The organism is Clostridium fessum, from assembly GCF_003024715.1.
Lineage (GTDB): Bacteria > Bacillota > Clostridia > Lachnospirales > Lachnospiraceae > Otoolea > Otoolea fessa.
In genome coordinates this window covers 59,233-72,428 of sequence record NZ_PYLO01000005.1, presented here as the reverse complement: position 1 = coordinate 72,428, position 13,196 = coordinate 59,233, and the positions used below count along the sequence as shown (strand labels likewise).

The window sequence follows — 13,196 nt, the reverse complement described above, 5'->3', positions numbered from 1 at the left end:
AAGATAAAACACTATAAGGAGGACATAATCAGATGGAAAAGACAAAAATTATTCTTGACTGCGATCCGGGACATGATGACGCGGTCGCGATCACGCTGGCGGCGAACAGTGACAAGATCGATCTGTTAGGTATTACAGTCGTAGCAGGCAACCAGACGCTGGAGAAAACGCAGATTAATGCGAGAAATGTGTGCCAGTGGCTCGGTGTGGATGTGCCAGTGTATGCGGGCTGCGGACAGCCGATGGTGCGTGAAAAAATGATAGCGGGCGATATCCACGGTGAAACAGGGCTGGATGGTCCGGTTTTCCCGCCGCTGACAAAAGAATTAGAGAAAGAGCATGCAGTCGATTTCATCGTTAAAACCCTGATGGAGTCCGATGGCGATATCACGATGGTGACAACCGGTCCGATGACCAATCTGGCGATGGCGATGCGGATGGAACCGGCGATTATTCCGAAGATCAAACAGATCGTCCTGATGGGAGGCGCGTATACCAATGGTAACGTAACTCCGGCGGCAGAGTTCAATATCATCGCCGATGCGGATGCAGCGTATGTATGCTTTACCAGCGGACGCCCAATCACGATGATGGGTCTGGATGTTACCCGCAAGGTACTGTGCTATCCGGAGATCGTTGACCGGATGGAGAAGATAGGCAATAAGGCATCCAAGCTCTTTGCGGATCTGATGCGCTTCTTCTGCAAGACCCAGAAAGAGGTATTTGGCTGGGAAGGCGGACCTCTGCACGATCCGGTTACGATCGCATGGCTGATTGATCCGAGCGTTGTGACCCTGAAACCGATGCATGTGGACATTGACATCCGCAGCGTCCAGTCCTACGGACGTACTAACTGCGATTTCTTCGGTTACGGCGGACAGGAGCCGACTGCAAACGTAGCGATCGATATCGATGCGGCGAAGTTCTGGGATATCGTTGAGGCAGGGCTGAGAAGATACAGCGAGGCATAGTTTATAATACTTGTGTTCGGAGGCAGATATAGATGAGAGACCTGAAAGAAGTTTTAGAGCAGAACAAAGAGAAATATATCGAAGAACTCAAGAATCTGGTGGGAATTGATACCCATGACTTAGGGCACGGAATCGATGGTGGTCTGGAGAAACAGGGACAGGAGTATATGGTAAACCTGTTTGAATCGATGGGAGCCGACGAGATCACGGTGGATCCGATGGATGAGGCTGTGATTCAGGAAAGCTACAAAAAGCACCAGGAAGGAAACCTGGGGCACAACCAGACCGACCGTGCCAATGTCTATGCGACATTTAAAGGAAAACAGGGCGGAAAAAGCCTGTTATTTAACGGTCATATTGACGTTATGCCGGCGGATATGGAAGACGGCTGGACGAACCCGCCGTTTGAGCCGGTAATTCGGGATGGCAAGATGTACGGACGCGGCTGCACGGATATGAAGGGCGGTCTGATGGCATCGGTGATGGCGGTAAAGCTTTTGCAGGATGCCGGGTATGAGCTGCCGGGCGATGTGACAATTACCTCCGTGTGTGACGAGGAAGGCGGAGGCAATGGCTCGATCCAGGCGGTAATGCGCGGTCTGAAAGCCGACGGCGTTGTCAACTGCGAGCCGACCGACGATACCCTGATTCTGGCGCATATGGGCTGGGTATTCTTTAAGGTTGATTTTGAAGGAAAAGCGTGCCATTCCGGTGCAAAAGCCGAGGGCGTCAGCGCGATCGAGAAGGCGATCAAAGTAATTCAGGGGTTAAATGAGATGGAGCACCGCTGGCTTCTGACGATCCGCCACCGCCTGCTTCCGCCGCCGAGCTTAAATATCGGCGTGATCGAGGGTGGAACCGCCGGTTCTACCGTGCCGGGCGAGTGCAGTTTTTCTACCTGCGTCCACTATGTTCCTACCCTGATGAATCAGGATATGGTTGTAAAGGAATTTACAGAGGTCGTTGAGCGGATCAGCCGTTCCGACGCGTGGATGGAGGCACACCCGCCGAAGATTTCCATTTACCAGACCGGACATGGGTTTGAGATGGAGGAGGATCATCCGCTGGTAGACACCTTTAAGGAGGCGTACAGTGAGGCACTTTCGCGCAGCGTGAAGGTGGAAGGATCCCATTTTGGCTGTGATTCCCGCCTGTGGCGCAACATTGCCGGATGCCCGACGATCCAGTACGGACCGGGCGAGGGCGCACAGTGCCATACCGTGGATGAGTGGCTGAAGCTCGATTCCTATCTGGAAGCGATTCTGGTGTATGCGAAACTGATTCTTTCCTGGGGAGAGAAGAAATAAGGAATTGATAAATATATAAGGAGATAAAAATATGAGCAAGAAAGTTTTACTGGCAGGCGAGTCCTGGATGAGCTATACCACCCATGTAAAGGGCTTTGACGCGTTTTATACCTCTACCTATGAGACAGGAGAGAAATGGCTGAAAGCTGCATTGGAGGCAGGCGGCTACGAAGTAACCTTCCTTCCGAACCATCTGGCAAATGAGGAATTTCCATTTACAATGGAAGAACTGAAACAGTATGATCTGGTAATTCTGTCCGATATCGGAGCAAACACCCTGCTTCTGCCGGGCGCTACGTTTAACCGCAGTGAAAAAATGCCGAACCGCTGCAATCTGATCCGCGACTATGTCAACGATGGCGGCGCTCTTCTGATGGTCGGCGGTTATCTGACCTTCTCCGGCGTGGATGCAAAGGGCAAATGGCATGACACAGCCGTACAGGAGGTTCTTCCAGTCGAGGTTCTGACGGTCGATGACCGTATGGAACACTGCGAGGGTGTAAAACCGGTAACCGTGGGCGAGCATGAAGCTTTAAAGGGCATTCCGACCGACTGGCCGGAGGTTCTCGGTTACAATAAGGTAATCGCAAAACCGGAGGCAGAGGTTCCGGTTACTGTAGAGGGCGATCCGTTTATCGCATTTGCTTCTTATGGAAAAGGGCGCAGTGGTGTTGTCACAACCGACTGTGCACCGCACTGGGCACCGCCGGAATTCTGCGAGTGGGAATACTACAATAAATTGTGGCAGAATATCGCAGACTGGCTGATTCAGAAATAAGATAGCAGGAAAAAGGAGAGCGCGTATGGACGGAGCGGTGAAACTTTTAAAAGAGCTTCTGACCATTCGGAGTGTCAATGGACGGGATGACGAGGGAGCAGTGGCAGAATATTTGTGCAAGTATTTCGAACAATCGGGAATTTCTGCACATATACAGCGGATTGACGCGACACATGCCAATGTGCTGGCGGAGCTTGAGGGGGAGTCGGATGACGCTCCGATCTTCTGGAACGGGCATCTGGACACGGTTCCTTACGGAGATACCGGAGAATGGAAGACTGACCCGGCGGTTCCGGTGGAACGGGACGGTTTTCTCTATGGCCGCGGTGCCAGCGATATGAAGAGTGGGCTTGCCGCGATGGTGTACGCGCTCTGTGAATATAAAAAATCCGGTCGTCCGGTGCCGCGTACGATCCATTTCCTCGGAACCTGTGATGAGGAAAAGGGCGGCATCGGCGCCAGGGAGATCTTAAAGGAAGTCCCGGAGACGTCGATTGGAACGCTTCTGATAGGAGAACCGACGGGATGCAGGCTGGGCGTGGCGCAGAAAGGCTGCCTGTGGCTGGAGATAGAAGCACACGGAAAGACGAGCCACGGGGCATACCCGCATGAGGGCTGCAATGCCGTGGAACAGGCGATGGCGCTGACAGGTGAGATTGAAACATATGTGAAAAGCTTCACACACCCGGTTCTCGGCGCATCGACCGCGCAGGTAACGCAGATTTCCGGCGGCGTGGCGCCAAATATGACGCCGGACACCTGCCGGATTCTCATGGATATCCGTATGACACCAGGACTGACAAGCCAGATGGTAGTCGGTCAGGCGGAGGCGTTTGCGGCGGCGCGTTCCGTTACATCGGAAGAAAAATTCCGCGTCAGCTGCCGGATTGTCAATGACCGGCGGGCGATCGAGATTGGAGAATCCCATCCGCTTGTGAAACAGCTCTCGAAGGAACTGGAGAAAAAAGGGCTTCCGGTGGAGACGACTGGGATTAATTTCTTTACAGATGCTTCGATCCTGGTGGAACACAAGCTGGATGCAGCCGTTCTCTTATTTGGTCCGGGCGAGGCAGGTATGGCGCATAAGCCAAATGAGCGGGTCGAGATAGAAAAATATCAGAAATCCATTCAGGTTCTCATGGATCTGATCGCATCGGAGGTGGATGAGTGAGGGCAACCATCAAGGATATTGCCGCTGAGACTGGTTTTTCCGTGACGACAATCTCACTGGTTCTCAATGGGAAAGGATATAAGATCTCGGATGAGACAAAGAATCAGATCCTAGCGAAGGCGCGGGAACTGAATTATCGTCCGAACCAGCTCGCGGTCAGTCTGGTAAAGCGGCAGAGCAAGACCATAGGATTTATCGTCCCGGATATTTCCAATGTATATTTTGCCAATATGGCGCGCGCGATCGATGAGGCGTGCCGCGAAAATGGTTGGAGTGTGATTCTCTGCAACACGAATGATAATTATGACCGGGATCGCGAGTATATCGATCTTCTGGCGGATAAAGGCGCGGACGGCATTGTGTTTATCATGGCTAAAGATAATACGCGGGAGATGGCGGCGGAGGAGATTGATTATCTGGAATCGATCCACATACCCTATGTGGTAGTTGACCGGATCCCGGAGCTTCGGAACTGTCCGGCGGTCGGTACCGACCATGAGATCGGCGGTTATCTGGCGGCGCGCCATCTGTTAAGCCTTGGACACCGGCGGATTGCCTGCGTTGTGGGACCGCATGCGACCCAGATGGATTCGGAGGCCCGTTACCATGGCTACTGCCGGGCGATGGAGGAGGCGGGAATTCCAGTGGATGAACGTCTCGTCTGTGCCGGCGAGTATACGCAGGAGGGCGGCGCGGCGGCGGTCGAAAAGCTCATTTCACAGGATTTTACGGCGATTTTCGCCTGCAACGACGCTTCAGCGTATGGCGTATGCAGAAAACTCAAGGAATATAGAAAGAAAGTGCCGGAAGATGTTTCGGTCGTCGGATACGATGACGTTTTCTATGCCCGGATGCTGGAGGTGCCGCTGACAACGATACGGCAGCAGGTACGGGAGATGGGAAGAGAGGCGGTAAGGCTGCTTCTGAAACAGATACGGGAACATAAAAGACCGGAGAGCAAGGTGATCTTTGCGCCGGAACTGGTAGTACGGGAGAGTACGGCGCGAATACAGCCGTCTTAAGCGATACATCAAAGATGCCGGCGGCAGATTTTGAAGGAATTGGTCAAGGAGGGGAGCAGAGTGAAGGTATTGAATTTTGGTTCACTGAATATTGATTATACGTATCAGGTGGATCATTTTGTAAGAGCGGGAGAGACGATGTCCTCCGAGTCGCTGCAGGTATTCAGCGGCGGCAAAGGGCTGAATCAGTCGATCGCGCTGAGCAAGGCGGGCGCAGACGTATGGCACGCCGGAGCTGTCGGAGCCGGGGATGGAGATTTCCTTATCGAGCAGATGAAGAAGGCGGGCGTCCACACGGAGTTGATCGAGCATCTCGACGGGCAGACAGGACACGCGATCATCCAGAAAGATCCGGCAGGGCAGAACTGCATTCTGCTGTATGGCGGTGCCAACCAGCGGATCACGAGGGAAATGGTGGATCGCGTCCTGACACAGTTTGAGGCGGACGATTTCCTGATTTTACAGAATGAGATCAGCGAGATCGGCTATATCATGGAGAAAGCCCATGAAAAAGGCATGAAGATCGTTCTGAATCCGTCCCCGATGAATGCGAAGATCCTGTCCTATCCGCTGGAATATGTGGATTACTTCTTATTAAATGAGGTGGAGGCGTCGGATATCTGCGGCATTGAGGCAACCAAAGATCCGCAGGCGCTGATGAACGGACTGGTAAAACAGTTCCCGGAGGCGAAGATTGTCCTGACACTCGGCGGCGATGGTTCCGTGTACCGCGATGGTGACACAGTCCTTCGTCAGGGAATCTATAAAGTGCCGGTTGTGGACACGACGGCGGCAGGCGATACATTTACCGGTTATTTTATCGGCGGCTTACAGCTCGGTGAAGACCCGAAGACGGCGCTGGAACATGCGGCAAAAGCGGCAGCGATCGCCGTTTCCCGCCCAGGAGCAGCTCCGTCGGTGCCGAACCGGGAGGAAGTCGAGACGTTTGAAGGATAAAAAGCACCTGAAAACTTGTCTTTTAAAACAGAATATAGTAAAATACCATTTGGTGGCGTTTCCGAAATTCGGGCTGGTACCGGGATTTGCGGAGGCGCCTCTTTTTTGCGCCCGTCTGACTCTTGTCAGTGTGGGCCTGTAGAAATAAAAAAGGAGAAGGTAAGTAGAAATGGGAAGAGAACGTTTTTCCTCTCGGCTGGGATTTATCCTGATTTCCGCGGGTTGTGCGATCGGTCTGGGAAATGTGTGGAGATTCCCGTACATCGTCGGTCAGTATGGCGGCGCGGCGTTTGTACTGATTTATGCGGCATTTCTGGTGCTTTTAGGTCTTCCGATCATCGTTATGGAATACTCGGTCGGCAGAGCGAGCCAGAAGAGTGCGGCGCTTTCATTTGATGTGCTGGAGCCAAAGGGTACTAAGTGGCATTTTGAAAAATGGTTCGCGATGGCGGGCAACTATGTCCTGATGATGTTTTATACGACGGTAGCCGGATGGCTTCTGCTGTATGTGTTCAAGATGGCGAAAGGCGATTTCGTGGGTCTGGATGCGGACGGTGTAGCAGGGGAATTTGGCTCTGTACTGGCAAATCCGGGACTGATGACGGTATTTATGCTGCTCTGTGTCGTATTCTGTTTTTCCATCTGTGCGATGGGACTCCAGAACGGCGTTGAGAAGATCACAAAGATGATGATGGTCTGCCTATTATTCCTGATGGTTGTGCTGGCAATCAATTCGGTGCGGATGGAAGGCGGACGTCCGGGACTTGAATTTTACTTAAAGCCGGATTTTGGCAAGATTCAGGAGGTTGGTGTCGGCAAAGTCGTATTTGCGGCGCTGGGACAGTCGTTCTTCACGTTGAGTATCGGTATCGGTGCGATGGCGATTTTTGGAAGTTATATCGATAAAGAGCGCAGCCTGACCGGCGAGGCAATCAATGTACTGGTCCTTGACACGCTGGTAGCGTTTATGGCAGGACTTATCATTTTTCCGGCATGTGCGGCTTACGGCATCGAGGCAGGACAGGGACCAAGCCTGATCTTCATCACGCTGCCGAATGTATTTAACCACATGGCAGGCGGACGTTTCTGGGGCACGCTGTTCTTTGTCTTTATGACCTTTGCGGCGGCATCAACGGTCACAGCGGTATTCCAGAATATCGTATCCTTTGCAACGGATCTGACTGGCTGTTCGATCAAAAAGGCAGTCTGCGTCAATCTGGTGGTGATTGCGGTCCTGTCGCTTCCGTGCGTGCTGGGTTTCAATCTCTGGAGTGGTTTCATGCCGTTCGGAGAGGGCAGCAACGTGTTGGATCTCGAGGATTTCATCGTCAGCAACAACCTGCTTCCACTCGGAAGTCTCGTTTACCTGATGTTCTGTACCAGCCGGTATGGATGGGGATTTGAGAATTTTCTCAAGGAGGCAAATGAGGGAAAAGGCGTGAAGTTCCCGCGCCAGGTGCGAGCGTATGTGACATATGTCATTCCGCTGATTGTGCTGTTTATTTTTGTGCAGGGGTACTGGAGTAAGTTTTTCCAGTAGACTGTGCAGCTCTTTAGGTAACGAGAAAAAAGGAAAGTCCGGCAGAGGCAAACTCCGCCGGACTTTCCTTTTTTCGCCAAGGCTATTGACATAGTATTTAAGGGAAAGTTTTACGGGATTTTTACACAGTTTTGTTGATTCTGTATAAACAAAAGCTATATTATAACCATTTGTATTAATTTTTATACAGAGTGAAGGGGGCAGAAGATTCATTTTTCAATTGTGAATTTTTTTTACCTGTGTTATACTATACGCGGTAGATTCTAGCTCCTACGCCCGATAATATTTTCACAATTTCGGCAGAAAAGGCATCTGACGGGAGGTGAATGGGTGGAGGATGAAGGAAAATTTAGTAAGAGAAAGAGGGTTTAATTGATGGGTTTGGCTACATTTATAGGCGGCATTCATCCATATGAGGGTAAAGAACTGTCTGAGGATAAGCCGATCAAGGTTCTCGAACCGTTACAGGGCGAGATCATGGTTTATCCGCTGTCCCAGCACATTGGCGCACCTGCGAAACCACTGGTAGCGAAGGGCGATCACGTGCTGAAAGGCCAGATCATTGCAGAGGCAGGCGGATTTATTTCCGCAAACGTACTCAGTTCTGTTTCCGGTACGGTAAAGGGAATCGAGTCCAAGCTGGTTGCCAATGGTGCAATGGTTCAGTCAATCCTGGTGGAGAATGACGGTGAAGAAGAGGCGATTGAGGGCTTCGGAACAGACAGAGATGCAACAAAGCTGTCGAAAGAAGAGATCCGTAAGATCGTTAAGGATGCCGGTATCGTCGGCCTGGGCGGCGCTGGTTTCCCGACACATGTAAAGCTTACTCCGAAAGATGAGAACGCAATTGATTACGTTATCGTCAACGGTGCAGAGTGCGAGCCGTACTTAACCAGTGACTATCGTACCATGATGGAGCGTCCGGAGCAGATTATCGGCGGCCTGAAGGTTATGCTTCAGCTGTTTGACAATGCGAAGGGTGTTATCGGTATCGAGAACAACAAGCCGGAGGCTATCAAGAAGCTGACGGAGATGGTAAAGGACGAGCCGAGAATCGAAGTATGTCCGCTGCTTACCAAGTACCCGCAGGGTGGTGAGCGTACACTTATCTATGCAGTGACAGGACGTGAGATCAATTCTTCCATGCTGCCGGCAGATGCAGGCTGTATCGTAGACAATATTGATACCGTTGCTTCTATTTATAATGCAGTATGCAAGACAACTCCGCTGATCCGCAAGATCATTACGGTAACCGGTGATGCCATTGCAGAGCCGCAGAACTTTGAGGTACGCCTTGGTACCAACTATCAGAGACTGGTAGAGGCAGCAGGCGGCTTTAAACAGGAACCGGAGAAGATGATTTCCGGTGGTCCTATGATGGGACAGGCTCTTTTCAGCCTTGACTTCCCGGTAGCGAAGACTTCATCTGCTCTGACCACCTTTACCAAGGATCAGGTAGCAGCGATGGAGCCGTCAGCATGTATCCGCTGCGGACGCTGCGTAGGCGTTTGTCCGGAGCATCTTGTACCTCCGCTGATGATGAAGGCATCTACGGCTCACGACCTTGAGAAATTCCAGAGCTTAAACGGCATGGAATGCGTTGAGTGCGGATGCTGTGCATATGCTTGTCCGGCAAGACGGCCGCTGACCCAGGCATTCAAAGAGATGCGTAAGGCAGTAGCAGCCAGCCGCAGAAAGTAGGAGGTGGGAAGAAATGGAAAAATTATTAAAAGTATCGTCATCACCTCACGTTCGTGACGGAGTTACGACACAGCGCCTGATGTTTGACGTTGTGATCGCCATGATTCCTGCCAGTGTTTATGGTGTATGGCAGTTCGGCATGAATGCACTTCTGGTTCTGATCGCTACCGTGATCGCCAGTGTGGCAGCCGAGTATCTTTATGAGAAATTAATGCACAAGCCGATTACGATTTCGGACGGCAGTGCAGTTGTTACCGGCATGATTCTTGCACTGAATATGCCGCCGGAAATCCCGGTTTGGATCCCGGTTCTTGGTGCATTCTTTGCAATCATCGTTGTAAAACAGCTTTACGGTGGTCTGGGACAGAACTTCATGAACCCGGCACTGGCAGCCAGATGTTTCCTTCTGACTTCCTTCGCTCTGTTTATGAATAACTTCTCATCCGCAAAGCTTGGATTTGACAGTCTGACAGGTGCAACTCCGCTGGCACAGTTAAGAGCCGGTGAGACAGTGGATCTGGCATCCCTGGTAATCGGACGTATCCCGGGAACTATCGGTGAGGTATCTGTAATTGCCCTGCTGATTGGTGCTATTTACATGGTAGTCCGCAAAGTTATCAGCCCGGTTATCCCGCTGATTTACATTGGAACCGTATTTGTATTTACATTCCTGTTTGGTGGATTCAACCTGACCTATTCTCTCAGTGAGATCTGTGCAGGTGGTCTTATCTTCGGTGCATTCTTTATGGCAACCGATTATGTAACGAGTCCTCTGACTCCGAAGGGACAGATCGTATACGGACTGATCCTCGGAATCGTAACCGGAATCTTCCGTCTCTGGGGTGCTTCTCCGGAGGGCGTTTCCTATGCGATCATCTTCAGCAACCTGCTGGTACCGCTGATTGAGCGCTATACGCTTCCGACAGCATTTGGAAAAGGAGGTCAGAAGAAATAATGAACCAGATTATCAAAAATACAATCATCCTTTTCGTTATTACTCTGGTAGCTGGTATCTGTCTGGGAACAGTACATGATATTACGCTGGATCCGATTGCACAGGCACAGGAGGCAGCAGCTACTAAAACTTATCAGGAAGTTTACCCGGATGCGGCAAGCTTTGATGAACCGCAGGAGCTGGCTGACGCAGTAACTGCTGCAGCGGACAGCATCTCTGAGTGGGGATTTGGAAAAGTTACCATCAATGATGCAAAAGAAGCGCTGGATGCAAGCGGCAACCAGATCGGTTACCTGATTACCTCTACCTCCGCAGAGAGCTACGGCGGCAACGTGCAGATCGCAGTTGGTATCAGCAACGAGGGCGAGCTGACCGGTATCGGTTTCTTAAGCATCAGCGATACGCCAGGTCTTGGTATGAGAGCCAAAGAACCGGATTTCAAGGATCAGTTTATCGGCAAGAAAGCTGAGAACCTGGAAGTTACAAAGACAGGCGCGTCTGCAGATAATCAGATTGAAGCCATCAGTGGTGCAACGATCACTTCCAAGGCAGTCACCAACGCGACAGATGCAGCTATCTATTTCGTGGCTAACTGCCTGGCACAGTAGGAGGTGGAAAGATTATGAATAAATATGTAGAGCGCTTATATAACGGTATCTGGAAAGAAAACCCGATTTTCGTTCAGATGCTGGGTCTGTGTCCGACCCTGGCGGTAACCACTTCCGCCATCAACGGTGTCGGCATGGGACTTTCGACAACCGCCGTACTGATTGCGGCGAACTTTCTGATTGCATTGCTTCGTAAGATCATTCCGGACGGCGTACGTCTGCCGGCAGAGATCGTAGTCGTAGCATCCTTCGTAACCATCGTAGATATGTTGATGGAAGGTTTCGTTCCAAGCTTATATGCTTCCCTGGGACTTTACATTCCGCTGATCGTAGTTAACTGTATCATCCTTGGCCGTGCCGAGGCATATGCTATGAAGAACGGTCCGATCCTGTCTGCATTTGACGGTATCGGTATGGGACTTGGATTTACAGTTGCTCTGGCACTCATCGGTTCTTTCCGTGAGCTTCTGGGTGCAGGTACTATCTTTGGTATCCAGATTATGCCGGCTTCCTATCAGCCGATCTCAATCTTCATCCTGGCGCCGGGTGCATTCTTCGTACTGGCTTGCCTGACTGCTCTTCAGAATCGTCTGAAGATGCCGTGTGCAACAAACGGTTCCGTAAAAGAGAAGAAGAAGGGTGGCTGCTGCAGCGGCGACTGCTTAAGCTGTGCTGGTCATGATGCAGAAGTTAAGAAGGAACAGGAGGAGAAGTGATGAAAGAATTACTTATTATTGCGATAAGCTCGGCGCTGGTCAGCAACGTCGTACTGAGCCAGTTCCTCGGTATCTGCTCCTTCGTCGGCGTATCCAAAAAAGTTGAAACAGCAGCTGGTATGGGTGGTGCGGTTATCTTCGTTATTACCATCGCATCCATCGTTGCAAACCTGATTTATCAGTTCGTTCTGGCACCGCTTGGTATCGATTACCTGAAAACCATCGTTTTCATTCTCGTTATCGCAGCACTGGTTCAGATCGTTGAGATGTTCTTAAAGAAGTGCATGGTTTCCCTGTATAACGCGCTGGGTGTATTCCTTCCGCTGATTACAACAAACTGTGCCGTTCTTGGTGTTGCCCTGACAAACGTCCAGAACGGATATGGATTTTTACAGAGCGTGGTAAATGGTGTTGGTACAGCCGTTGGTTATACCATCTCCATCGTGCTTCTGGCAGGTATCCGTGAGCACATCGAGGGAAATGATATCCCGTATAACTTCCAGGGATCTCCTATCGTACTTGTAACGGCTGGTCTGATGGCGATTGCATTTCTCGGATTTTCCGGATTACTGTAGAAGGAGGAGACGAAAATGGATATGAATTCAATCATTATCGCTGCTGTCGTGATCGCGGCAGTCGGCATCATCGTTGGTGTCGGTCTGGGTCTGTTCGGCGCGAAATTTAAAGTTGAAGTAGATGAAAAAGAGGCAGCTGTTCGTGAAGAGCTGCCAGGCAACAACTGCGGTGGCTGTGGTTACCCGGGCTGTGATGGTCTTGCAAAGGCCATCGCAGAGGGCAAAGCTCCGGTTAATGCCTGCCCGGTCGGCGGTGCTCCGGTTGGCGAGAAGATCGCTGCTATCATGGGCGTAGAGGCTGGTTCCTCTGAGAAGAAGGTAGCTTTCGTTAAATGTAAAGGTACCTGCGACAAGACAAAAGTACAGTACGAGTACCATGGTATCGAGGACTGTGCGAAGGCATCCGTTGTACCGGGTGGCGGTGCAAAGGCATGTTCTTACGGCTGTACCGGTTTCGGAACCTGTGTGAAGGCATGTAAATTCGATGCAATCCACGTGGTAGACGGCGTAGCGGTTGTAGACAAAGAGAAGTGTGTAGCGTGTGGTGCCTGCGTGGCAGCCTGCCCGAAACACCTGATCGACCTGGTACCGTACAAGGCAAAACATCTGGTACAGTGCAGCTCCCACGATCGTGGACCGGCTGTCAAGGCAGCCTGCCAGGTTGGCTGTATCGGCTGTACGCTGTGTACCAAGCAGTGTAAGTTTGACGCAATCCATATGGATAACAACGTAGCTGTTATCGATTATGAGAAGTGCGTAAACTGCGGAGCTTGTGCAGCGAAGTGCCCGGTTAAGGTTATTCAGTAAATAACGTAAAAGAATACGGAAATAAAAAGTCCGGTTGAACCGTTTGAAAAGATGGTTCAGCCGGATTTTTTTGGTTAAAAGATAAGGT

The 13,196-nt window shown here is 51.1% G+C and carries 13 protein-coding genes; all 13 read left to right on the top strand.

The window, feature by feature from the left end; all coding sequences use genetic code 11:
- Positions 1-32 precede the first annotated feature (32 nt).
- Complete coding sequence (locus tag C7U56_RS12945; RefSeq protein ID WP_107001566.1) at positions 33-971, top strand: nucleoside hydrolase; 939 nt, start codon at positions 33-35, stop codon at positions 969-971.
- Positions 972-1,003: 32 nt separating this feature from the next.
- A complete protein-coding gene (locus tag C7U56_RS12940) occupies positions 1,004-2,278 on the top strand; it encodes a M20 family metallopeptidase (protein WP_107001565.1) in 1,275 nt (424 codons plus the stop codon).
- Positions 2,279-2,309: 31 nt separating this feature from the next.
- On the top strand, positions 2,310-3,056 hold the full coding sequence (locus C7U56_RS12935) for a glutamine amidotransferase (protein WP_107001564.1): 747 nt from the start codon (positions 2,310-2,312) through the stop codon (positions 3,054-3,056).
- Between the two features lie 25 nt (positions 3,057-3,081).
- Positions 3,082-4,227, top strand: a complete 1,146-nt coding sequence (locus C7U56_RS12930; RefSeq protein ID WP_107001563.1) for a M20 family metallopeptidase — start codon at positions 3,082-3,084, stop codon at positions 4,225-4,227.
- On the top strand, positions 4,224-5,249 hold the full coding sequence (locus C7U56_RS12925; protein ID WP_107001562.1) for a LacI family DNA-binding transcriptional regulator: 1,026 nt from the start codon (positions 4,224-4,226) through the stop codon (positions 5,247-5,249). The genes C7U56_RS12930 and C7U56_RS12925 overlap by 4 nt, the downstream gene beginning before the upstream one ends.
- 60 nt (positions 5,250-5,309) lie before the next feature.
- Positions 5,310-6,206, top strand: a complete 897-nt coding sequence (locus C7U56_RS12920; protein ID WP_107001561.1) for a ribokinase — start codon at positions 5,310-5,312, stop codon at positions 6,204-6,206.
- Between the two features lie 169 nt (positions 6,207-6,375).
- Positions 6,376-7,746: a sodium-dependent transporter gene (locus C7U56_RS12915; RefSeq protein ID WP_107001560.1), complete on the top strand. Its 1,371-nt coding sequence runs from the start codon at positions 6,376-6,378 to the stop codon at positions 7,744-7,746.
- Positions 7,747-8,121: 375 nt separating this feature from the next.
- Entirely contained in the window at positions 8,122-9,447 is a 1,326-nt protein-coding gene (gene rsxC, locus C7U56_RS12910; protein ID WP_107001559.1) for an electron transport complex subunit RsxC, read from the top strand.
- 13 nt (positions 9,448-9,460) lie between these two features.
- On the top strand, positions 9,461-10,402 hold the full coding sequence (locus tag C7U56_RS12905) for an RnfABCDGE type electron transport complex subunit D (RefSeq protein WP_107001558.1): 942 nt from the start codon (positions 9,461-9,463) through the stop codon (positions 10,400-10,402).
- Positions 10,402-11,010, top strand: a complete 609-nt coding sequence (locus C7U56_RS12900; RefSeq protein ID WP_107001557.1) for an RnfABCDGE type electron transport complex subunit G — start codon at positions 10,402-10,404, stop codon at positions 11,008-11,010. Before C7U56_RS12905 ends, C7U56_RS12900 begins: the two co-directional genes overlap by 1 nt.
- 14 nt (positions 11,011-11,024) lie before the next feature.
- Positions 11,025-11,726, top strand: a complete 702-nt coding sequence (gene rsxE, locus C7U56_RS12895) for an electron transport complex subunit RsxE (RefSeq protein WP_022359778.1) — start codon at positions 11,025-11,027, stop codon at positions 11,724-11,726.
- Positions 11,726-12,301 (top strand): electron transport complex protein RnfA, encoded by a 576-nt coding sequence (locus C7U56_RS12890; RefSeq protein WP_107001556.1) that lies wholly within the window; start codon positions 11,726-11,728, stop codon positions 12,299-12,301. Before rsxE ends, C7U56_RS12890 begins: the two co-directional genes overlap by 1 nt.
- Before the next feature lie 15 nt (positions 12,302-12,316).
- On the top strand, positions 12,317-13,108 hold the full coding sequence (locus tag C7U56_RS12885) for an RnfABCDGE type electron transport complex subunit B (protein ID WP_022359780.1): 792 nt from the start codon (positions 12,317-12,319) through the stop codon (positions 13,106-13,108).
- Positions 13,109-13,196: the final 88 nt, after the last annotated feature.

Bases quoted from the DNA above. Each gene is read 5' to 3' on its own strand.
- C7U56_RS12945 (WP_107001566.1), top strand. From the start codon at position 33: ATGGAAAAGACAAAAATTATTCTTGACTGCGATCCGGGACATGATGAC.
- C7U56_RS12940 (WP_107001565.1), top strand. From the start codon at position 1,004: ATGAGAGACCTGAAAGAAGTTTTAGAGCAGAACAAAGAGAAATATATC.
- C7U56_RS12935 (WP_107001564.1), top strand. From the start codon at position 2,310: ATGAGCAAGAAAGTTTTACTGGCAGGCGAGTCCTGGATGAGCTATACC.
- C7U56_RS12930 (WP_107001563.1), top strand. From the start codon at position 3,082: ATGGACGGAGCGGTGAAACTTTTAAAAGAGCTTCTGACCATTCGGAGT.
- C7U56_RS12915 (WP_107001560.1), top strand. From the start codon at position 6,376: ATGGGAAGAGAACGTTTTTCCTCTCGGCTGGGATTTATCCTGATTTCC.
- rsxC (WP_107001559.1), top strand. From the start codon at position 8,122: ATGGGTTTGGCTACATTTATAGGCGGCATTCATCCATATGAGGGTAAA.
- C7U56_RS12905 (WP_107001558.1), top strand. From the start codon at position 9,461: ATGGAAAAATTATTAAAAGTATCGTCATCACCTCACGTTCGTGACGGA.
- C7U56_RS12900 (WP_107001557.1), top strand. From the start codon at position 10,402: ATGAACCAGATTATCAAAAATACAATCATCCTTTTCGTTATTACTCTG.
- rsxE (WP_022359778.1), top strand. From the start codon at position 11,025: ATGAATAAATATGTAGAGCGCTTATATAACGGTATCTGGAAAGAAAAC.
- C7U56_RS12890 (WP_107001556.1), top strand. From the start codon at position 11,726: ATGAAAGAATTACTTATTATTGCGATAAGCTCGGCGCTGGTCAGCAAC.
- C7U56_RS12885 (WP_022359780.1), top strand. From the start codon at position 12,317: ATGGATATGAATTCAATCATTATCGCTGCTGTCGTGATCGCGGCAGTC.